Annotated in this window: 19 protein-coding genes; 5 read left to right on the forward strand and 14 right to left on the reverse strand. The window is 60.5% G+C overall.

The window, feature by feature from the left end:
- The first annotated feature begins 163 nt into the window (after window positions 1-163).
- The 3 genes from VGG22_09520 to VGG22_09530 are packed head-to-tail and all read left to right on the forward strand — an operon-like array spanning window position 164 to window position 4,817.
- Window positions 164-1,456, forward strand: coding sequence for a pitrilysin family protein (locus VGG22_09520; GenBank protein HEY1728599.1), 1,293 nt, complete (start codon window positions 164-166; stop codon window positions 1,454-1,456).
- Entirely contained in the window at window positions 1,453-2,835 is a 1,383-nt protein-coding gene (locus VGG22_09525; protein HEY1728600.1) for a pitrilysin family protein, read from the forward strand. The genes VGG22_09520 and VGG22_09525 overlap by 4 nt, the downstream gene beginning before the upstream one ends.
- Before the next feature lie 23 nt (window positions 2,836-2,858).
- On the forward strand, window positions 2,859-4,817 hold the full coding sequence (locus VGG22_09530) for a S9 family peptidase (protein HEY1728601.1): 1,959 nt from the start codon (window positions 2,859-2,861) through the stop codon (window positions 4,815-4,817).
- On the opposite strand, the gene VGG22_09535 is transcribed toward VGG22_09530, so the two are convergent.
- The 8 genes from VGG22_09535 to VGG22_09570 all read right to left on the reverse strand — a co-directional run bounded on the left by VGG22_09535 (window position 4,818) and on the right by VGG22_09570 (window position 13,886).
- Complete coding sequence (locus VGG22_09535; GenBank protein ID HEY1728602.1) at window positions 4,818-5,960, reverse strand: aminotransferase class V-fold PLP-dependent enzyme; 1,143 nt, start codon at window positions 5,958-5,960, stop codon at window positions 4,818-4,820.
- Window positions 5,957-6,736: a tryptophan 2,3-dioxygenase family protein gene (locus tag VGG22_09540; GenBank protein HEY1728603.1), complete on the reverse strand. Its 780-nt coding sequence runs from the start codon at window positions 6,734-6,736 to the stop codon at window positions 5,957-5,959. Before VGG22_09540 ends, VGG22_09535 begins: the two co-directional genes overlap by 4 nt.
- A 155-nt stretch (window positions 6,737-6,891) precedes the next feature.
- Entirely contained in the window at window positions 6,892-7,992 is a 1,101-nt protein-coding gene (locus VGG22_09545; protein HEY1728604.1) for a PHB depolymerase family esterase, read from the reverse strand.
- Window positions 7,993-8,022: 30 nt separating this feature from the next.
- The gene (locus VGG22_09550) at window positions 8,023-9,003 is read right to left on the reverse strand and encodes a quinone oxidoreductase (protein HEY1728605.1); all 981 of its coding nucleotides are present in this window, start codon (window positions 9,001-9,003) and stop codon (window positions 8,023-8,025) included.
- Between the two features lie 42 nt (window positions 9,004-9,045).
- Window positions 9,046-10,353, reverse strand: a complete 1,308-nt coding sequence (locus VGG22_09555; protein ID HEY1728606.1) for an RDD family protein — start codon at window positions 10,351-10,353, stop codon at window positions 9,046-9,048.
- Window positions 10,350-11,507: a branched-chain amino acid ABC transporter substrate-binding protein gene (locus tag VGG22_09560; GenBank protein HEY1728607.1), complete on the reverse strand. Its 1,158-nt coding sequence runs from the start codon at window positions 11,505-11,507 to the stop codon at window positions 10,350-10,352. Before VGG22_09560 ends, VGG22_09555 begins: the two co-directional genes overlap by 4 nt.
- On the reverse strand, window positions 11,504-12,361 hold the full coding sequence (locus VGG22_09565) for a 4-hydroxybenzoate octaprenyltransferase (GenBank protein HEY1728608.1): 858 nt from the start codon (window positions 12,359-12,361) through the stop codon (window positions 11,504-11,506). Before VGG22_09565 ends, VGG22_09560 begins: the two co-directional genes overlap by 4 nt.
- Before the next feature lie 4 nt (window positions 12,362-12,365).
- A complete protein-coding gene (locus VGG22_09570) occupies window positions 12,366-13,886 on the reverse strand; it encodes a menaquinone biosynthesis decarboxylase (protein HEY1728609.1) in 1,521 nt (506 codons plus the stop codon).
- Window positions 13,887-13,925: 39 nt separating this feature from the next.
- On the opposite strand from VGG22_09570, the gene VGG22_09575 reads away from it, so the two are divergent.
- Window positions 13,926-14,387 (forward strand): GNAT family N-acetyltransferase, encoded by a 462-nt coding sequence (locus VGG22_09575; protein ID HEY1728610.1) that lies wholly within the window; start codon window positions 13,926-13,928, stop codon window positions 14,385-14,387.
- Here VGG22_09575 and VGG22_09580 read toward each other — a convergent pair.
- The 5 genes from VGG22_09580 to VGG22_09600 all read right to left on the reverse strand — a co-directional run bounded on the left by VGG22_09580 (window position 14,362) and on the right by VGG22_09600 (window position 20,407).
- Window positions 14,362-14,679 (reverse strand): hypothetical protein, encoded by a 318-nt coding sequence (locus VGG22_09580; GenBank protein HEY1728611.1) that lies wholly within the window; start codon window positions 14,677-14,679, stop codon window positions 14,362-14,364. The two genes, VGG22_09575 and VGG22_09580, sit on opposite strands and share 26 nt — an antisense overlap.
- A 38-nt stretch (window positions 14,680-14,717) precedes the next feature.
- Window positions 14,718-16,964, reverse strand: a complete 2,247-nt coding sequence (gene pnp, locus VGG22_09585) for a polyribonucleotide nucleotidyltransferase (GenBank protein HEY1728612.1) — start codon at window positions 16,962-16,964, stop codon at window positions 14,718-14,720.
- Between the two features lie 84 nt (window positions 16,965-17,048).
- On the reverse strand, window positions 17,049-17,318 hold the full coding sequence (gene rpsO, locus VGG22_09590; protein HEY1728613.1) for a 30S ribosomal protein S15: 270 nt from the start codon (window positions 17,316-17,318) through the stop codon (window positions 17,049-17,051).
- A gap of 115 nt (window positions 17,319-17,433) precedes the next feature.
- Window positions 17,434-20,058: a zinc-dependent metalloprotease gene (locus VGG22_09595; protein ID HEY1728614.1), complete on the reverse strand. Its 2,625-nt coding sequence runs from the start codon at window positions 20,056-20,058 to the stop codon at window positions 17,434-17,436.
- Window positions 20,059-20,113: 55 nt separating this feature from the next.
- Window positions 20,114-20,407, reverse strand: coding sequence for a hypothetical protein (locus tag VGG22_09600; protein HEY1728615.1), 294 nt, complete (start codon window positions 20,405-20,407; stop codon window positions 20,114-20,116).
- A gap of 49 nt (window positions 20,408-20,456) precedes the next feature.
- On the opposite strand from VGG22_09600, the gene nirD reads away from it, so the two are divergent.
- Window positions 20,457-20,777: a nitrite reductase small subunit NirD gene (nirD, locus tag VGG22_09605; protein ID HEY1728616.1), complete on the forward strand. Its 321-nt coding sequence runs from the start codon at window positions 20,457-20,459 to the stop codon at window positions 20,775-20,777.
- Here the strand turns inward: nirD and fni are convergent.
- Window positions 20,755-21,780 carry a type 2 isopentenyl-diphosphate Delta-isomerase gene (gene fni, locus VGG22_09610; protein ID HEY1728617.1) on the reverse strand — a complete coding sequence of 342 codons (1,026 nt, stop codon included), beginning with the start codon at window positions 21,778-21,780 and terminating at the stop codon, window positions 20,755-20,757. The two genes, nirD and fni, sit on opposite strands and share 23 nt — an antisense overlap.
- Between the last annotated feature and the right edge of the window lie 141 nt (window positions 21,781-21,921).

The following is a 21,921-nucleotide window of genomic DNA, read 5'->3' on the forward strand; positions in this document are numbered from 1 at the left end:
CGCCCCCGCGGACGCCGGTTGATACCGGCTATCCAGGGCGTCCCGAAGGGCAGCAAAGGCTGCTGAGCTAGCCATGGGAGGCCCAGAATAATCGAACATATGTTCGATGTCAAGGGTTCTCCACCGCCAAGGCGTTGCCAAGTCGAAGGGCGCATCCGGGGAGGTGCCCAGCTCCCCCACGGCCGAGCGCCTGCACCTCGACCCTCTGCCCTTTCGCGAGCGCGTGTTACCGAACGGTTTACGAGCGATTACGCTCGAGGATCACCGCTCTGCGACGGCTGCCGTCAACATCGCGTACAGCGTTGGTGGCAAAGACGATCCGCCCGGACGTTCGGGCTTCGCGCATCTCTTCGAACATCTCATGTTCAAAGGGACGAAGCGCACCGGAGCTGAGACAATCGATCGTCTCACCGAAGACGTCGGCGGCTTCAACAACGCGTTCACGACCGAAGACTACACCAACTACTACGAAGTCATTCCCTCGAATTATCTCGAGACGATCCTATGGGCGGAGGCCGACCGGCTTTCCGGATTGATCGTCGACGCGGCGAACTTTCAGACCGAACGCGAAGTCGTCATCAGCGAATACGATCAGCGCGTTTTGGCCGAGCCGTATGGCATGCTGGGCGAGCTTGCGGCACGCGAAGCATATCTCGTTCATCCGTACGGACGCGGCGTCATCGGCGATCCGGAGAATTTACGCGCCGCGACGCTCGAAGACGTACGCGCGTTTCACGCGACCTACTATCGTCCCGACAATGCGACGCTGGTCGTCGTCGGTGATTTCGACAGCGACATCGTCGACAAATGGATCGACGAGTATTTCGGCACGCTCGAGCGGCCGAAAGCAGAGATTCCTCGCGTGACGACGCTCGAACCGGCATCCGGAGGCGAGCGGCGGCTCTCGTATCAATCGACGAACGCGCCGCTTCCGGCGTTCAATGTGAGCTGGCATATCGGACGCGCGCGCGATGCAGAAATGCCGGTTCTCGACATTATCGAAACGTTGCTCGGTACAGGAAAAAGCTCGCGGCTCTATCGTGCGCTCGTCTACGAACACCAGGCTGCGACGAACGTGTGGGCCGGCGCGGATTGGAATGAGGATCCCGGGATGTTCACGATTCGCGCAATCGCGGCAACCGGAGTCGAGCTTACACGCGTCGAGTCGTTGATCGAAGAGCAGGTCGCGCTGATCACATCGAACCCGGCTGACGCCGCGGAGCTCGAAAAAGCCAAGGTGCAGATGTATTCGGGGACGGTGCGCGGGCTCTCGACCTACAACGAGATCGCCCAAACGATCGTGCGTTCCGCGGTCGTGCGCGGTTCGGCGCATCTCCTCGACGACGACGTCGCGCGCTACAACGCGGTCGACGCCGAATCGGTTCGTGCAGTCGCCTCCCAAACGTTCGTTGCGAAAAATCGTTCGACGATCGAATATCTGGCGGTTGGCGCGTGATCGCATCCGGGATGCCCCAAGCGGGGCCGCCGCGTAACGTTCCGCTGCCACATTCGCGCGAGATCCGTCTTGCAAGCGGCTTGCGCGTGATTGCGTTTTCGCGTGGTGAACTGCGCCAAAGCCTGCACATTCCGCTGATCTCCTCGGTCTTGATGGTCGATCGAGGCGCCGCGAATGATCCCGTCAAGTTGCCGGGCGTTGCCGCGATGACCTCAACGCTCATGCGGCAGGGAACGGCACGACACAGTGCACTCGAGCTGGATCTTGCCATCGATGCGATCGGCGCACGGCTCGATCGCTCGGCGGGTTACGACGCGAACAGCGCCGGCGCCGGTTCGACGACAGCCGTCTTCCCGCAAGCCTTCGCGTTGCTTACGGAAACTGTCCGCGAGCCGACGTTTCTGCACGACGAATTCGAGCGCGCGCGTACGCGCTCGCTTTCCGATCTGCGTTTGGCGTACAGCTCGCCTTCATCACTGGCGCGTCTGGCAGCGGGGCGTTTGATCGGCGGCGATTCGCCGTACGGACATCCGGTTGCAGGGACGCCGCGTTCACTCGAAGCCTTGACGCGCGACGACATAGCGGCCTTTCATCAACACGCGTTTCGACCGGAGCACGGTACCTTGTTGCTTGGCGGCGACATCAGCATCGACGACGCATTCGCGCTGGCCGAGAAGATGTTTGGCGATTGGCATACCGATCGGCATCCGCTCCGCGATCTCGCGGCCGTGCCGCAACCGCCGGCAAAGCGGCGCGTCGTCGCGATCGACAAACCGGATGCGGGCAGAACGGCAGTGATTGTTACGCGCCCCGGGCTTCCGCGCAATCATCCCGCATATTATGCGGGTGCAGTGACGAGCGCGATGTTCTCGGGATATTCAGGACGGCTGAACCAGGAAGTCCGCGTCAAGCGCGGGCTTTCCTATGGTGCGGGCGCATCGATGATTTGGCGTCGCGAAAGCGGACAGTTCGTGGCCTCAACGTTAGTCGATCACAAACGTGCGATCGAAGCGGTTCGCGTCGTGCTCGACACGATCGAGTCGCTCGCGAGCAATCCGCCGGACGAGCGCGAGCTGGGGACGCGTAAGGCATCGATGCTCGGTGGTTGGAACCGTTCGATCGAGACCAGCGAAGGCCTGATCGGCGCTCTCGCCGAGTTTGCGCTTTACGGCATTCCACTTGATGAGCTGGAGCGATACTCGGACAGCATTCTTGCAATCGACGCCGATGACGTCAGACGATTCGCGCAAGACCACGTCATTCCCGATCCGACGATCGTGCTCGTCGGCGACACGGGTAGTTACGCGAGGGAGCTCGGGACATTCGCCGACGAAGTGCGAGTCATTCCGGCCGCAGATCTAGATCTCGAGGGGTTGTGATAAGATTTCGTAGCCTGCTGATTTTGGGATCCCTGGTATTGTGCGCGACAGCGGTCAACGCCGCGCCCGTCACGCTCGAGAGTTTGCACAAATTCGTGCATCTCTCCGACGTCAGTATCTCGCCGGACGGAAAGCAAGTCGCATTCGTGCGCTCGATCGGCGACTATCAGCACGATCGTTTCGTGCGAACGCTCTCGATCGTGCCGACGAGCGGCGGAGCAGTCCGTTCGCTCCTGATGAAGCTCGATGAGCTAAAGTCGCTGCAGTGGTCGCCTGCGAATGCAGAGATCGCATATATCGCAAGCGGCGCACATCGTGTCGAGCAGGTTTTCGCGATCCCGGCCGCAGGCGGAACGCCCCGGCAGATTACGCATGCCGCCAAAGACGTTGAGCAATTTTCCTGGAATCCGAAAGGCACGCTGATCGCATACGTCACGGAAGACGGTCCGAGCGATCCGGTTGCCGCGAAACGTCACGACGATTTGTGGGAAGTCCACGATGTCGGGTTCTTGCAAAAGTACGAGTCGCGTCCATCGCACATTTGGATCATCAGCGCTCAAGGCGGAGCAGCGCGGCGTCTTACGCAAGGCTCGTGGAGCTATTTGGAAGCCGATCCGCCATTCGTCGGTGCGGCGACCGATCCGTCGTGGTCCCCAGACGGGCGCGGCATTACATTCACGATGCAGGCGAATGCGTACGATTCAGACTCGGACCGAACGTCGATCGCCGAAGTCGACGTGCGCACCGGAAAGATCGCGAAACTTGATTCGCGCACGACGTATGAATACGAGCCGCAGTTCGCGCCAGAAGGTCATGCGATCACCTATCTGTATCCGCACGGACCCGGACCGGTTAGCGTGCTTGACGTGTACGTCGCCGAAGGTGCAGCCAACGACGACGTCACGCAAACATTCGATCACGACGTGACGGGCGCGTGGTGGCTCTCCGGCAAGCGAATGTTACTGACCGCGAACGACGGCATCGATCGTGCGCTTTACCTGCTGCAACTGCCGAAGGGTACGCCACGCAGGCTTCCGCTCGGGCGACTTAATCCTGTCGATCTGAGCATCTCAAACGACGGCAAGATCGCGATGATTGCGAGCGCAACCGACGTTCCTCCCGAGATTTACGTGATGAACAGCGTCACAGCCGTACCGCGCACGCTCACCAATATCAACGCAGCGGTTGCGGTACTCGATCTCGGCCGCAGCGAAGAGGTCACCTTTAAAGCATCCGACGGCGAACGCAGCGATGGAATTCTGACGTATCCCGTTGGCTATCAGCCCGGCAAGAAGTATCCGCTCGTTCTTCGCATTCACGGTGGTCCGGAAGCGGCGAGCGTTCTCGCATGGGAAGATTTGCGACAGCTCTTCGCGTCACGCGGCTATCTCGTATTCGAGCCCGACTATCGCGGCAGCGACAATCTGGGTACGGCGCACGAGCATGCGATCTACAAGGACCCGGGCGTCGGTCCGGGCCGTGACGTTATCGCGGGCGTCGAGGCGGTCGAAAAACTTGGGATCGTCGATACGTCGCGCGAGGCGGTCACGGGACATTCGTACGGTGGTTACATGACCGCGTGGATGATCGGACACTATCAGAAGTGGCGCAGTGCCGTCATCGGCGACGGTGTGTTCGATTGGGTCGAAGCGTACGATCTTTCTGCGACCGGAAATCTGGCCTGGACCCGAGATTCGCTTGGTGGCTCACCGTGGAATCCGCAGAACGCGCAGCTATACCGTGACGGCTCGCCGATCACGTACGTGCGCGACATCAAGACGCCGACGCGCCTGATCTCCGGCACCGCTGACGATCAAGCACCCGTCGTCGGTTCGTATCAGCTCTATCACGCGCTTGCGGACCAAGGCGTACCGGTCAGCTTCGTCGCGATTCCGAACGCCTTTCACTTCCCGCGCGATCCCGTCCACATCGAAGGCTACAATCGTGTAACGCTCGAGTGGGTCGACCGCTACATGAAGTAGCTAGCGCAACTCGTCGAGCGCGCGGAAAAACGCGTGAATCTCGTCGGCCGACGTGTAGAAGTGCGGGCCGACACGAATTCCACAGCCCGGCCGGTAGTCGACGAAGATGCGGCGCCGGCCGAGTTCTTGAACGAGCTCGTCTCCGCGCTCGACGGCAAGACCGATCCATCCGGTGCGGCGCGACGGGTCGCGCGGCGTTGGCGTTTCGATGCGGCGAGCGTCGGCTTCGGCAAGGATCAGCTCGGTGAGCGCGAGGTTGTGCGCGCGAACCGCAGGCTGACCGACTTCGGCGATCAGTTGATGTCCGGCACGCGCTTGCAGATAGGCTTGCACGCTCGGAGTTCCGTTTCCGAAACGTTTCATGCCGTCGGCATAACGCATCGGTGGCGGTTCGAAGGCGAACGGCGAGGCGTGCGCCATCCATCCGGTCGCCGTCGGATCGAAATTCGAGCGCAGCTCCGGACGTACGTAAATGTAGCCGCATCCGGGACCCCCGCATAGCCATTTGTGACTGCCGCCGACCGCAACGTCGACGCCGAGTGCGCGCACGTCGACCGGAATGATGCCGGCGGTTTGATAAATGTCGAGCACGACCAGAGCGCCCAGGTCACGCGCGCGTTTTGCGATCGGCGCGACGTCAACGACGGAGCCGGATTGGAAGTACGCGTGCGAAAGGACGACGACGCGCGTCTGCTCGTCGATCGCATCGATGATACGCTGGGTCGGAATCGTACGGCCGTCGTCAGTCGGAACGCAGCGCGGGACTGCACCGCGGCGGCGCCACGCATCCCAAACGTATATCAGCGACGGAAATTGCAGCGCTTCGTAGACGACGACGTTGCGCTTGTCCTCGAACTGGAGCGCGGATGCCAGCGTCTCTTGCAGCGATGAGACGTTGGGTGCAAGCCCGACGCTGCCCGCGGGCGCGCCGATGATCTTGCCGATGCCATCCGCGACGTCGTCGATTGCCGGAAGCCAGCGTTCCCACGCTTCAGGTCCGTCGTGCGACCAATCATCCCAAAAGGCGACGAGCGCGTCCCGTGCTGCGAGCGGAGCTGCGCCCATCGAATGGCTGATCAGATACGTGCACGAGTCGAGCTCGGCGAACCGTTCGCGTAGACGCGGCTGACCCAGAGCGATCATTGCGTGGAGACCTCCGTTCCGAGTACGGTGCGAACCTCCCAAAGCTCCGGAAAGAATTTCTTCTGTAGAGTCGTCTCCAGATAGCGTACGCCCATCGAGCCACCGGTCCCGGGCTTGAACCCGATCATGCGCTCGACCATGCGAATGTGCCGGCCGCGCCATAACAAGAAACGTTCGTCGAACTCGATAAATGCCTCGAGCAACATGTAAAGGTCGACGTGCTGATCGGCGCCGTCGTAGATTTTGCGAAACGTCTCGATCAACGCGTCGTGGTCGCCGGTCTTGTAGCCGCGCCGCGCGAGAAAACTTTTGAGCGCGTCGTAGACGGTCGGTGAGTTCAAGCGCTGTTCGAGGCGCTGACGTTCGGTATCGTTTTGTTCGAGAAGCTCGAGATACGCCGTCTTGCCGACGCCGCACAAGAATTCGAGCTCACGAAATTGCACGGATTGAAAGCCGCTGGCCGGATTGAGAAGATTTCGGAAGGCGTTGAATTCATGCGGCGTCATTGTTTCGAGGACGTCGACCTGTTGCTCGATGACGCGCTGCACGGCATGAATGCGTCCGAAGGCACGCGTCGCTTTGAGCGGATCGTTCGCGTCTAGGTAGTGTACGACGGCTTCGACTTCGTGCAGCATCTGCTTGAACCACAGCTCGTACACCTGATGGATGATGATGAAGAGCATCTCGTCGTGATGCACGGGTTCCGATTGCGGACGCTGCAACGCGAGAAGGTCATCAATGTTGAGATACGAGCCGTAGGTCAACTTAGCGTTCACTCATCAGGACTAGCGCGGACACGGCGACATTCCCTCGCCGGGACGCCCGCGTTTTGCCACTCCTGGCAAAACGCTACTGCCTTCGCGCGCCCTCTCGCCATCCTGGCTCCGGGCGCGCCTCAGAGCCCCGGCTCGGAAATGTCACCGCGTCCGCGCTATTGACCCATGAGACGTTGGATCATCTTGTACACAATCGAGATCTGCGTACCGGACTTCACCGAATAGTTCGGGTCGTCGTAGCCCCACCAATCCCAGCAGCCTTGCGGGTTGTACGGCACGGTCGCGGATTTGATCGCGTACGGATACAGCACGATGATACCGTTTGAATCGGCCCACGGATCGATACCGCTCTCGGTTGCGTACTTGTTTCCGATGTCGGCTTGCGTTTGCAAGCAGCCGTGAAATGCGACCACGAGTCCGCAGCGTTGTCCCTGCGCGCATGAACGCGGAACGTAGACGTAACCGGTCGTGTCCATCGAGTTGCTCGCGGTTGCGCCAAATTCGCTTTGGTTGAATTGAACGAGCTGACCGCGAAGCGTTCCGTTATTGCGCGGCGACAGCCGTCCGAAAAACATTTGCAGCCACGTTTGCTCGGAGTCATACACGCGTGAGCCACGATCGCAGGCGATCATATACGGCTCGCCGAGCGTCCCGCACGCAAGCGAACCTTCGGGCGATTCCCAGCCGTGCTCGGCCGGATAGCTGCTGTCGTAGACGATGGGACGCGCGCCGTAGTGTTCGTACTCGGTTTGCAGATCGTTCATCTCTTTCGGATTAACGACGGTGTCGTTGGCTCCGGACCAAAGATAGACGGGCTGGCCGGCGAGGTTGGATTTGTTGTCGATCAGGCCTTGCGACGAAGCCAGATCGAGATAAGCTTCGGATTCAGTCAGGGTGCCGGCGTACAGACCTTCACCGCCGCACGCGGCGAGCGCGATCGCGACGCTGTTCTGTGCGCAGTAGTAGACACCACCCGCGTAAACGGCGGCGCCTTTGAAAGTCGCCGAGTGTGCAACCTGCATTTGCACGGCGAAAAAGCCGCCGGACGAAATGCCGGCGACGAACACTTTGCCCGGATCGATTCGGAAACTAGGTAACGACGTGACGCCTGACGTTTCCGCCGCTTGTGTGAGCGATTGCGTCGAGAGTTGCGGCGCGTTTGCGACCGGAAGATTCGTGTTGTTGCTCCCGCTGCCCGACGAGCAAGCGGCGAGCATAAGAAGACCGAGCGGGACGAGGAAGCGCCGGAACGTCATGTCCGGCAATGTACCCCGTCCCGCGCTTTTTTATGGCGTGAGGATCAGCTTACCGGTGGTCTTGCGGGCCTCGAGATCGCGATGCGCGCGCTCGGCGTCGGCAAGCTTGTACTCGCCGCCGTGACGGATCTTGAGTTTTCCGTCCTTGATCATGTTCAGGACCTCGCCCGCGCGCCATAGGAGTTCTTTGCGCGTGCGCGTGTAGTTCACGATTGTCGGGCGCGTGATATAGAGCGAGCCTTTCGGCGCAAGCTCCGCCAAGTTGAACGGCGGTACCGCTCCGCTCGATGCACCGAAGAGAACCATATAGCCGCGGGGCGAGAGACAATTGAGTCCCTTATCGAACGTCGTCTTTCCGACGCCGTCGTACACAACAGGTACGCCCGCATTGTTCGTGATGCGTTTGACTTCGACTTCGAAGTCTTGCTTCGTATAGTCGATCGTGTCGTCGGCGCCGTCGCCGCGTGCAAGTCTTGCTTTCGCATCGCTGCCGACCGTGCCGATCACGCGCGCGCCGCGCATCTTTGCCATTTGCACGAGCAATTGTCCGACGCCGCCGGCGGCAGCGTGGATTAGGACCGTATCACCTTCCTTAATCGGATAGGTGTCGACGCTCAAGTAGTGCGCCGTCATGCCCTGCACCATCGCAACGCACGCATCGGGGAATGAGACGCCGTTCGGAATCGGGATGAGCTTTTCGACCGGCACGACGGCATATTCAGCATAAGTCCCCGCGAAGAACACGAAGACAACGCGGTCGCCGATCTTCATGCCCTCTTTCGCGAGGTCCGTACCCTCGCCGACGGCTTCGATCGTCCCGGCGCCTTCCTGCCCGGCCGTAAACGGAACGTCTTTCTTGTACATCCCGGAGCGGAAGTACGTGTCGATGTAATTGATGCCGGCTGCACCGATCTTGATCAGCGCTTCGCCCGCCAGCGGCGTCGGCTTGGGGACGTCCTTGAACGTCAAAACCTCGGGGCCGCCGACCTTTTCGATGACGATCGCGTTCAAAATGGCTCCTTTCGTTCAGTCGCGTTTGCGGACCACAAAACGCTACTGAGTCAAAGCAGGTTGCGTTTCGAGCCGGGCGCTCGCGCTCACGAGGCGCGTGCCGGAAAGACGGTCGTAAGGTTGGACTCGTCGCAAACCCCAGATGAAGATCGGAAAGATGAAAACCAGGCTCATCGCAGCCAGAAAATAGCGTGCAATCGTATTCCAGATCGTAGGGCGTTCGAGATCGGTCCGAACGACGCGGAGGTCCATGATCATCATTCCAATCGTCCGTCCCACGACGGCGACGAGTACGATCGCGTAAATCCAAAGATAGAAGAGGCTCTGCGAAAAGAGAAGCCCGGCCATCAGTTTGGGCATGAATTTGAAAGCTTCTTCGATTCCGAGATGCTTACCGTTCTCCGTGACCTGTGTGAGTTGCGAGAATTGCGAAAGGACCATTGTGACGACCGAAAAGTCGATGAGCCACGCACCCACGCGTCGCCACCAGCCGGCGAACATCCGGCGCGAGGCCGTTTCGACACTTGGTCTCGGCAATGGCACTGCTGCAGATCGAAATCGCTCGAGCCAGGTTCGAGCCAGCGGTGTCGATGCAAACTGAATCAGGCCCGCGATGCGCCGGGCGGCATATGGCGATGAGCCCAGCCATTCGCCGGCGCGAAGGGTCGGCTCCAAGCGCAGCTCGCGCAGCTGATCGGCAACCACGGTAAGATCGACTTCGCGTCCGAGATGATGAAAGCTCGCGATCGCGATTGCCATGATCGCGCTCTCGATCGAACCGCATGCGCATAGCGCGACGCGATCGGCCGTGTATTCGGTACGGCGCAGATAGGCGCCAAAGACAACCGAAACCGGAGTGTTCTCGCGGCCGTTAACCGAGAGAACCGATGAGATGCGCGTGTGACCGGCCCGGATGTGTGCGAGCTCCCGTGCGATAAGATACTTGAGCTCGTCATCCTTGAGATGCTGCAGCCAGTGACTCGAGATCACAAGGGCATACGGCTCTGCAACGCCGACGGCGGCTATCGGAACGTTCACGTCGTCGCGTATGAAGACTTGGGGATTCGTTACGTCCAAGATTCGCGCGCACTCCGCGACCAAGCTCGCGACGTGCGGCAGTTGACCGGCGTGAACGTGAATACTGTCGCCGAGCAGGCGTCCGCGTGAGATCGAAACGTATAAGAGCGCACCGATCCCAATTAAGAGTAGCCGCGATGCAGTGATCGCTTCCGAAAGCAACGCCCCAATGATCAGAAGCGAGACCGGTAGCATGAAGATGCACACGATCAGTCCCCGGCGTTCGCCGGAATCGCGCAGCGATTCGGAGCCGCTGAGCAGCGGGTCTTTCATCGAACGATGTAGCTCGACGGATGGGCGGCCCGCACGTAGTGCCAATTTCCGCCCTCGAGACGGTAAAAATAGACGTTCGGATCCATCGGGTCTCCGAACGCATCGAACGTGAATGTGCCGACCAACGTTTGAAGCGGAATCGGTTGCGCGATTGCGCGCGCGATCATCACGCGCGACGTCGAGCTGAAGCGTTGGATGGCCGTGACGAAAATCTGCGCGGCTGAATACGCAAATGCCGCAATCGGCGACATCGGACCGTAGGTGCCCTCGTACTGAGATTTGATGGCCAGTGCCGCAGGGACGATCTGTAACGGTGGCATCGACGTTGATACGATCAGACCTTCGATTTGTTTCCCGTACGAGGGCCAGAGGCCGGAGTCGAAAAACGCGGCCGAGCCGTCGAACTGTCCGTTCCAACCGGCGCTTCGCAATGCGGGAATCAAGCGCCCGAGCACCGGCGCCAAGCCGGCAAAGAAAACGAGGTCGGCTTGCGATTGCACGATCGTCGTTGCTGCGCCCTCAATATCGGGTCTATCGTTCGAGAGCTTGACGTCGATCGGATTGAAACCATCGCCACTGGTTTGCTTGATGAACGTTCCGGCCACGTCCGGTCCGTAGTCGCCGTCCAAGTACACGACTGCGACTTTCTTGCCGCGCTTTTCTTTCGCGATGAATTTCGCGTGCAGCGTGCCTTCGACCGAGTCTTTGGTTGTCAGTCGAAAGACGTTACGATAACCTTGGGCCGTAATCGAATCGGTTGTCGCAGCCGGGACGACCAGCGGCATGTTGGCGTCGGCATAATATCGCAACACCTGGCTGGTTATCTTGCCGCTGAGATGCCCGATCGCACCGGATTGCGTTTGATCCTCGATCGCAAAGCGCGAGACGAGCAGCGCATTCGCGAGCGTGTTCTGGTCGTCGAACGGCCGCTCGGACCAGAAACGCGTTGAAACTGCCGCGCGCAAACCGTTGACGTCATCGAAGCAGCCGCGCACCCCATTGACGAGGTCCTTGCCGAGCTGAGCCTGAGGTCCGCTTTCGGGGCCCAGCACGGCCACACTCGCAAGCGGCGCCAGCTGAGCTGATACAGGGGATGCGGCTGCTGCGGCTGCGACGGATGCCGCGCCGCCGAGAAATGCACGGCGGTTCGTCATCGTTTTGCTACGTATGCGGCGACGGTTGTCGCTAAGAATCCCACTGAGAATGCCATGTTCGTCACGAAGACGCGTTCGTTGAGTGCAAAGATGTTCGAAGCAAGTGCGATCAGTCTGCTCTCATATACGACGAGCAGCACAGCCAGCATGACGCCGACGAAGTAGATCGACGTCGCACCGGCCAGAATGCCGGCCGACCAAAGGCTCAGCACCATCAGCACGTGTAGCACGATCGGTAGCGTGCGGCTTGCGCGTTCCCCGAAGCGCACCGGAACCGAGCGCAGATTCTGGGCGACGTCGACGTCATAGTCCATCAGCGCGTAGAGAATGTCGAAACCGGCCACCCAAATGGTCACCGCCAGGAACAGCAGCAGCGCAGGAAACGTGATCGTTCCCGTAACGGCGATGAATGCGCCGAGCGGTGCAAAGCCGTCGACGGCCCCGAGCAAGAAGTGCGAAGCCCACGTGAAACGCTTGCAGAGCGGATAAACGATGAGCGCGAGCGCCGCAAGCGGTAACAGCGCAACGCACAGCGGATTCAACTGCCATGCGGCAACGAGCGTCACCAGCAAGCCCGCCACGATCGCTATCGCCATCACCGACGGCGATAGCGCGCCGCTCGCCGTTGGCCGATTTTGGGTGCGTGGGTTTTTTGCGTCGATCTTACGATCGAAGTAACGGTTAGCGGCCATTGCTGCGGTGCGCGCCCCGACGACGGCCACCGTGATCCAGAACATTTGCGCAAATGTCGGCAGTCCGCGCGAGCCCATTACCGCGCCGACGTACGCAAATGGCAAACCGAAGAGCGTGTGCTCGATGCGAATGTCGCGCAGAAAGAGTCGGAGATAATGCATGCGGTTACGGACGATCCAATAAGCGTCCCAGTGCGCCCGGACCCTGGCCGGACCACGCATTCGAGACACTCTTGCGCTCTAGAACGCCGTCCAACCCGTACTCCTTCCAGCGCGAGCTAACCAAGCCGCGCGTCGCTTCGTCCATCACCATGTCGGGCGGCCATTCACGCTCGTAACCTTCGTCGGCGCCTTTGCGCGTCGCATCGATGCCGATCTTATGACCGAGCGCAGCGAGATATGAGCCGCTATGATCGAGATCGTCGACCGGACCTGGTATGACAACCAAGTCGCGCTTCGGATCGACGTTGTTGAGCGCGAACCACGCCACCGCACGGATGTCATGCACGTCGATGTCGGCGTCGACGACGAGCAGCGTGCGCGTCAACATCATCATATGGCCGAGTCCCCAGAGTGCGTTCATCACTTTGAACGCATGACCGGGATACGACTTGCGAATCGAGACGATGCACAGATTGTGAAATCCGCCCTCGACAGGAAGATTGTAGTCGACGATTTCGGGCACGACCATCTGCAAGAGCGGCAAGAAGATGCGCTCCGTTGCTTTACCGAGCCATGCATCTTCCATCGGCGGCTTGCCGACGACAGTCGCTGCCCAGATTGGTTTGCGGCGATGCGTGATGGCCGTGCAGTGGAACGTCGGGTAGAGATCGGCGAGACTGTAGACGCCGGTGTGGTCGCCGAACGGACCTTCCGTACGCAGATCGGTGTTGTCGACGTAGCCTTCTAAAATGAATTCGGCGTCGGCCGGTACTTTGAGGTCGATGGTCTTCGCGTGCGTGACCTTCACCGGCTTACCGCGCAGAACTCCCGCGAACGCAAGCTCGTCGACGATCGGCGGTAGCGGCGCAGTCGCTGCATACGTCACGGCGGGATCGGTTCCGATTGCAACGGCGACGGGAACACGATCGCCCCATTTCTTGGCTTGCGCGCGTCCGTGCTTGTGACGCTGCCAGTGCATGCCCGCAGTCTTCGAATCGAAGATCTGCATGCGGTACACGCCGGTGTTCTGAACGTGCGTTTGCGGATCGCTCGTGATGACGAGCCCGAGCGTGATAAACGGTCCGGCGTCGAGCGGCCACGTGGTCAGCACCGGAAGCTGCCGTAAATCGGGTTCTTCGATCACGACGTCTTGGCACGAGCCAGCGCTGACCGTTTTCGGTACGGCGTTCATGAGCGGTGCAAACGACGCCAGCTTCGCGATGCGCGAGGCTAGTGATTCCGGAACTGAGAGATCGAGCAAGCGCCGCAAGCGCGAAGCGACCTCATCCAGGTTCTGTGCGTCGAATGCCATTGCCATGCGGCGTTCTGTACCGAACTGATTCGTCAGAACACGGACGTCGGAACCGCGAACGTTCGTGAACAACAGGGCCGGCCCGCCGGCTTTGACGACGCGATTCGTGATCTCGGAGACTTCGAGATACGGATCGACTTCGGCAGAGATTTCGACGAGCTCGCCGCGGTGCTCCAATTCCGAAACGAATGCATCCAATGAGTCGAAGGGCATCGCAGGATGCTTGGACGGACCCCGCACAAACCCCGGTAGATGCCCACGTTTTCCATACGCGAAGCCGGTCCCGAAGACGTCGATCTGATCGCGCGACGCCGCATCATGATGGCGGAAGAGTCCGGCGGTACGAAGGTGAGCGCGCAGCTCGCTGAAGCGACGCGCCGCTGGCTTCGCGAAAACACGCAGCGCGGGACGCTTTGCTCGTGGGTTGCCCAAAGCGATGGAAAGGTCGTCGGTTCCGTCAGCTGCCGCATTCGCGAGACAAGCCCGCGCGAGTTCGATCTTGCCGGCAGAGAGGCGTACGTCCAGCATCTTTACGTCGATCCGCCGTACCGCGGACTCGGCATCGGCCGGGCGCTCATGCAGACCTTGCTCGATTGGTGCGCGGCAAACAATCATTCACGCATCGCTCTGCGCACAAGCGAGATGGCACGCTCTCTCTACGAGCGGATGGGTTTCGTTTCAGATCGCGTCATGACGTACGAGGGCAAGACTTAGGCGGATGACACGGTGGGTCGGCGGCAGACGATTTCGAGACGGTTGCCGCTCGGATCGCGGAAGAACGCCGCGTAATACGTTCCGAATATTCGGGATAACGCTGCGGGCCTTCTTCGACGCTGAGATCCGCGGCTTTCATCGCCTTTGCAACGGCGTCGACTTCATCGTACGTCGCGGCATAGAATGCGAGCACGGTTTCGGTCGCGCGATGCGCGGGCTCTTCGAATAGGATAATGCACTCGGCCGGCATCAGGACGTCATAAAATGATGTGACCTCCGCGATGCTGCGCACGCGGAGGTCCACATGATCGAATACGGGACGGTCGGGCGTTAGTCGGGACGACGCCGGCGCGTACGCCCTGCGGGCGCACCGAGGCGATCGCCACCACCACCGCCGCCGCCGTTGCGACGTCCGCCACCGTCACCGCCGGGCCGTGGCCCACGCGGCTGGTAGTCGTCGGGAATTCCGGCATCGCCGTTCAGTACGGCCTTGCGTGACAGATTGACGCGGCCTTGCGAATCAACTTCCATCACTTTGACCATGATCTGATCGCCGATCTTGACGACGTCCTCAACCTTCTCGACGCGTTGCGGCGCGAGCTGGCTGATGTGAACGAGGCCTTCTTTGCCCGGCAAGAATGCGACGAATGCGCCGAAGTTCATGAGTCGCGTAACCGTACCGAGGTACGTTTCGCCGACCTGCACTTCTTTGGTGAGTGCTTCGACCATCTCTTTGGCTCTGTTCGCGCCTTCGCCGTCCGGCGATGCGATGAACACGCGGCCATCGTTTTCGATGTCGATCTTGACACCGGTGTCGGCGATGATCTTGTTGATGATCTTGCCGCCTGGTCCGATGACGTCTTTGATCTTTTCGGGATTGATCTGCAGCACGAGCATGCGCGGCGCGTAGGTCGAAAGTTCGGCACGCGGTTCGGCGATCGTTTCCTTGAGCTTCTCGATGATGAACAAGCGAGATTTCTTCGCTTCCGTCATCGCTTCGCGCATGATGTCGATCGTGATCCCCGTGACCTTGATATCCATCTGGATCGCGGTGATGCCGTCAACCGTGCCGGCGACTTTGAAATCCATCTCGCCGAGCGCGTCTTCGATGCCCTGAATGTCGGTGATGACGCGATGCTTTTTGCCCTTGAGGATGAGTCCCATCGCGACGCCTGCGACGTGCTTCTTGATCGGAACGCCGGCGTCCATCAGCGAGAGCGTGCTCCCGCACACTGACGCCATCGACGACGAGCCGTTTGATTCGAGGGTTTCGCTCATGACGCGCATCGTGTACGGAAAGTCGTTCACGTCCGGCAATACCGGAACGAGCGCGCGTTCAGCGAGGTGGCCGTGTCCGATCTCGCGACGGCCGGGGCCGCGCATTGGGCGCGTCTCGCCCACCGAGTACGGCGGGAAGTTGTAGAAGTGCATGTAGCGTTTGTTGGGGACAGCGATGATCCAATCCAAACGCTGCTCGTCACTGATCGAGCCGAGTGTCGCCGCGGAAAAGACCTGCGTCTGTCCACGCTGGAACACGGCACTGCCATGGACGCGCGGCACGTAGTGTACCTTGCTCCAGATCGGGCGAATCTCGTCGGGCTTGCGGCCATCGGGACGCAGACCTTCGTCGACGACCATCGTGCGAAGCTCGTCCTCTTCCATGCCCTTGAGGATCTTGTCGAAATCCTTATTGCCGGAATCTTCGAGCATCTTGCGTAGCGATTCGTCTTTGCACTTCGCGATCGCAGCGTCGCGCGTGATCTCGGCGAAGGCATCGTTGCGCGCTTGCTTCTCCATGATCCGCATCGCTTTGGCGACGTCTTTCGAGAATGTTTTCTCGACGAACTTTTTGAGCTCCGCGTCCGGTTTATGAACCGGGTACTCCCGCTTCGGTTTGCCGACGCGCTTCGCGAGCTGGTCGATCGCTTTGACGATCAGCTTGATATTGTCGTGCGCGAACGAAACCGCTGCGAGAAAATCATCCTCGCTCAACTCGTTCATGCCGCCTTCGACCATCATCACGGCGTCAGCCGTGCCTGCGACGACGATATCCATGCCGCCGGTTTCGTATTGCGGAAGCGTTGGGTTGCAAACGAGATTGCCGTCTTCGTCGCGTCCGACGCGAACCGAAGCCACAGTCTTTTCGAACGGAATGTCCGAAAAGGCGAGTGCCGCGCCTGCAGCACAAACTGCGAGCACGTCGGCATCAAGCTCCGGATCGATCGAGAGAACCGTCGCAATGACTTGCACGTCGTTGCGGAATCCCTCGGGAAACAGCGGCCGGAGCGGCCGGTCGATTTGACGCGAGCTCAGCGTCCCGTGTTCGGTGGGACGGCCTTCGCGCTTGATGTATCCGCCCGGAATCTTTCCGGCCGCGTACATCTTCTCTTCAAAATCGCAGGTGAGTGGGAAAAAGTCGACGCCTGTCCGCGGGTTTGCGGAGGCGGTTACGGCACACAGAACAACATTCTGGTCGCCGTAACGGACGAGAGCGGAACCGTTCGCTTGCTTGGCAAGTTCGCCGGTCTCGATGACCAGCGTACGGCCGCCGATCTCGAGTGAGATCGATTCTGGCACGTGTACTCCTAAATTTCTTTTCTTCTACCTATTATTATTTCGCGAGCGCCTTCGGGGATCGCAATAGGACGCCCTGGTCCGGCCTTAGCGGCGCAGACCGAGGTCGCCGATCAGTTTGCGATAACGCTCTAAGTCGATGCGCTGCAGATAGTTGAGCAAGCGTCGACGCTGCCCGACTTGCATGAGCAACCCGCGGCGGCTGTGATGGTCCTTCTTGTGCACCTTGAGGTGCTCAGTCAGCGCGTTGATCGACGCGGTGAGGACCGCAATTTGTACGTCGGCCGAACCGGTGTCTCCGGATTTACGGCCGAACTTGACCGAAAGCTCGGTCTTCTGCTCTTTGGTGAGCGGCATGATGCTCCTGACTCAGGATAGGCTCGCTCGGCTCCAGCCCACCGAATGGGCAGCCGGGCCGGCGACCGCGGCATCATAGCACGCCGGGCCGCCGCCAGCCAAGTACTCCCCTCGCCTAGCCTGCTTGCTCGTAAACCTCGCGGGCACGCAAGGCACGCGCGGCGTCGGCACGCATCGCCTCGAGGTGAGCGTGCGTCTGAACGTCGGACGTCTTGTGCAGCGCGACGTCGATGCGTGCCTCCAAGTCGCCGAGCTCGTAGCGGGCTAGTGCCTGCGCGTCGTATGGCGTTCCTTTGGTCGGAACCGACGCCAGCTTCGCAAGCAACGCAGTGTATCGGCGTTGCAGATTGCGGCGCACGCTCGACGCGTGCGCGATTGCACCGTTATGCAAGTCGCCGAAGATCGCGTTCTGATTCCACGTGAAGAGATCGGCCATCGTCATCGTTCCGGCACCTTTGCTGGGAAGATCGGCGATGCGTTGCAGCACGATGGGCGAGAACATGTATCCGAGCGCGATGTCTTGGAAACGCGCGGCGACGGTTGCAACCGAAACGTCGAAGCGTGGAAGTTCCGTATAGCCGAAATCGAGGAACGGTTCGTGCTCGCTATACACGAGCCGGCGAAGCGTCGTCGGCGAGAAGTGCCAGGCCGAATCCTCGAACATGTAGCGATCGAGAATCCCGAACGCGTGACGTTCATCATTGCGTGAGACGGCCGTCAGCGGCAACGCTGAGTGCGGATCGCCGACGCGTGCGCGTGAGAGATATTCGCCGCCGATGAAGTGCGACGCAGCAAGGCTGCAGCGCGAATACTGTGAGAGCACGGTTCCGAAGGCTGCGCGCTCTTCGTCCCAGCTGTGCTGCGGCCGTGGAAATTCGCTATCGAGCCGACTCAGCACGGCGTGCTCGATCGAAAGCTGTTGGTCGCACCAGCCAAGCTGATCGCCCGTCAGCAAGAATTGCGCAACGCGCGGATCTATCGCGTGACCGTTCCACTCGACGTCTTCGTCGGAGGCAAACATGTAGCGCGGATCGCTCCAAGCCGATGCGATACGGTGCAGCGCCGGCAACTCGGCATCAGGCGTCGTTGCGCCGGGAAAGCGTGCGTAACCGTATTCGATTGCGTGATAATCGTACGGACCAAGCACCGGTTGGAAAAGATCTCCGTTCGGCGCGCCGCGCGGCGCGAGATTGAACGGGATGTAATCCATCACGGAGGTCGACAGACCCCAGGCCTGCGTGAATTTCTTGCTGCGTAGATCGGCGAGAGTGTACGCATCGTGGCCGATGAAATTGTGCATCAGCCCCCAATCGTGCCCGACTTCGTGAAGCACGATGGAATGAAGGAAGGGCCCGACCTCGCGGCGCGCGATCGCTTGCGGGTCTTCGCCGGTCATTACCGCTTGCGCGTACGCGCCGTATGCGAACTGCTCCGCCATCTGCGCGCCGTCGTTGTGAGCCGCGAATCCGCGCGGATTCGGCGTCTCATCGAGCGCCGTGCCTTGCGGTGCGTACACCTCGAGTGCGCGGCTGCCGAAGTGAACGAGATCGCTGTCGATCAAAACGCCGCCGCGGAATACTTCACCGGTCCGGGGATCCCAGACGAGCTGCGCCTCGGCGAAGCCGCCGCTATTGGCTTCCGTCAGCCAACGAATTACGTTATAACGCACGTCGTCGGGATCCCATGCGGGATCGGCCGGCTGGTCTTGAACCTGCACGACGTTCGAAACGCCGACTCGTTCGAAGGCTTTGTTCCACGCCAGAACGGCGCTGCGGATCGGTTCGCGGTACTCGAGCGGGATTGTGTTGCTGAGCGTAAAGACGATCGGGTTCTTCGCGGGCGAGACCCGCTGCGTCGGATCTGACGGCTGCACGTTCCAGCGGATGATGTAGTGCACGAAGTCGTCGGCCGCACTCATGTTGTTGAAACTAATGTGCGTGTCTTCGAAATAACCGATGCGGTCGTCGGCAAACCGCGGAACGTAGCCGTCATTCTCGGGCAACGTGATGAAATTGTACGTGATGCGCATCTGCAGGCTGCGCGGGTCAGTGACGGTGTTCATCTTCTCGGGAGGCTTGGGCGAGGAGAACGTCTCGTCGGCTTCGATCACGACGTTTTGCGGAAAGGCTTTCGATTTTCCAAAATACGTGCGCGCTGGATCGAGATGATATTGCGTTAGCGGATCCTTCGGATCGGCTAGTGCTTTACGCATTGCGCCCGTCATGTCCAAGACGTCGCCGAGCAACGCGCTCATGTCGACGACGATGCTTTCTTTTCCATTCTCGCTGACGACGGGCGCCATCCCGAGGACGGAGTCTGCGGTCGAAAGACGGACTGCGTCGGCAAGCGGCGTGTTCGGCAGCGCGCTGAAGCGCGTTTGCGGCCACACGATCGCGACCGTGCGTCCTTCACGAACGAAGCGCACCAAGCGCGCTTCTTGCATGAACATCTGGCCTGACTGAATTCCGTAACCGCCGAGTCCGTTGGCCGGAACGGCAGTTTCCAGATAATCTTTGTCGAGCTGATCGATTTTTATCTCGAGATAGATCTTGGCGTCTTTGCGCCAGACCGTGAACAGGCCGTCTTGTTTCTCGGCATCTTTCGTCCACGACGAATAGGCGGGGAGAGGCGGCGGCGATCCGGTCGGTCCGCCGGCCGGCGGCGTTTGCGCGCCCACGTGAGCCGTAAGAAAGCCTATGAACGTGAGGACCGTGCCAATGCGCGCGAGTAACCGAATCATAAGCGCCCGCCTTTCCGAAAAAGCCGCGGCGGACGAGGTTAAATCGACAGTGCCTCTACGCCTTCATTGGCGGAGCTTGGTCAGTCAGTGCAGTTCGTATACGATCGCGCAACGTCGCGATCGATGGGTCGAGCGTGGTGTTCTGCTGCGCCAGCATTTCGAGTGCGGTCAACACGGCCATCGCGTCCGGCCGCTCGACCGGGACGAAGATGTTCTTGCTGAGCTCGTCATCGAGACGTTCCAAGGCGCGTTTCGCCATGTTGGCTTGCCCGAACGAGTACGCATGGTGGCTCGCGTTTCCCAGAAGTTTGAGCTCGGACTCGAGCCAATCGCGATAGTCACGAAGCATGGTATTTCCTTTCGTAGGGCGGGTCAGCCGTGCGTCGAAATAGTTCGTTGTGATCGACGAGTACGTAACGGTCGCTTCCGTCGACGACATACCCAAAGGGACTGCCAAAAACTTCACCGTCGGAGAAAATCAGATCGCCGTCTTTCACGTCGACGACGATTGGTATGCGCTCGAGGGTAACTGTCCCCATCAAGGTGGGCCGCTCGCGGAAGGCTGGATACACGAGAAAACGGTCACGTGTCCGTGGCACGCCTGGTGCTTCTCGCTGGAGACGGGGCGCATGGCGATCCTCGAAATGGAAGGGGTCGCGACGTACGACGTCCGCATCGAAGGCAGCATGGTCGCAATCAACCCGAAGCCTCGGGAGTAAGCAAAGCTCCGCGCAAGTTCGCAATCGTTCGCGAGCCGCTCGCGAACATCGCGATGCGCAATCCTTCGATTATCTCGGTGAGCGCTTCGCCGACCGCGTCCGCAGATCGCGTCGCGGGCTCGAGAAACGGAAGCGCGATGCCGGCCAGGTCGGCGCCGAGCGCGAGCGCTTTCGCAACGTCGACGCCCGAGCGAATACCGCCGCTTGCAACAATCGTCGCGTTCGGAAACGCAACCCGCATGGCGCGCGTCGCGCGCGCCGTTGCAAAACCCCAATCGGCGAACTGCTCGGCCAACTTCGCACGCAGCGGATCGTCCGAGCGTTTCCCCTCGACGCGCGCCCAGGACGTACCGCCCGCGCCGGCGACGTCGACTGCGGCAATGCCCGCATCGAACAAGCGCTGCGCCGTGCTCGGCGCGATCCCGGAGCCGACGCTCTTCGCAATCACCGGGACGTCGAGTGCACGAACCAGTGCGGCGATCTTCGGAAGCAGACCGCGAAAATTGGTGTCGCCGCGCGGCTGGAGCGATTCTTGCAGCGGGTTTAAATGAAGGTAGAGACCGTTTGCTCCGATGGCTTTGACCGCGCGGCGCGCGTCCTCGATCCCGACCCCGTAGTTGAGCTGCACGGCGCCGAGGTTTGCGAACAGCACGACCTTCGGCGCGACCTCGCGCACAGCGTACGTCGCGAACAGCTCCGGATTCTCGATTGCGGCGCGAATACTGCCGAGTCCGAGTGCGATCCCTGCGGTCTGTGCGGCGATTGCAAGATTGCGGTTGATTGTCGACGCGCGCTCGGTGCCGCCGGTCATCGACGAAATCATCAGCGGCGCGTGCAGCGTCGCTCCGAGAAACGTCGTTTGCAGCACGACGTCTTCGAGCGCGATTTCGGGTAAAGCCTCATGCCGCAAACGCACCGCGCTAAAGCCTGCCTCGAGGGTCGAGGCGACATCGTCGTTGAGGCAGATGTCGAGGTGCCGGGTCTTACGCTGCTCAGTACTCATTTTTAAAAGGCGCTCCGCCCCAGGCTGCGCGCCCCCCACGCTTCGCGTTGGGCCCCCATTTGCGCTCGGCCCACCACTATTATCTCAGGGCACTGTTTATTGCGCCGGCCTCGCAACAACGCCGTTGCCGTTGCCATCATT

This window comes from Candidatus Baltobacteraceae bacterium (assembly GCA_036489885.1).
GTDB lineage: Bacteria > Vulcanimicrobiota > Vulcanimicrobiia > Vulcanimicrobiales > Vulcanimicrobiaceae > JAFAMS01.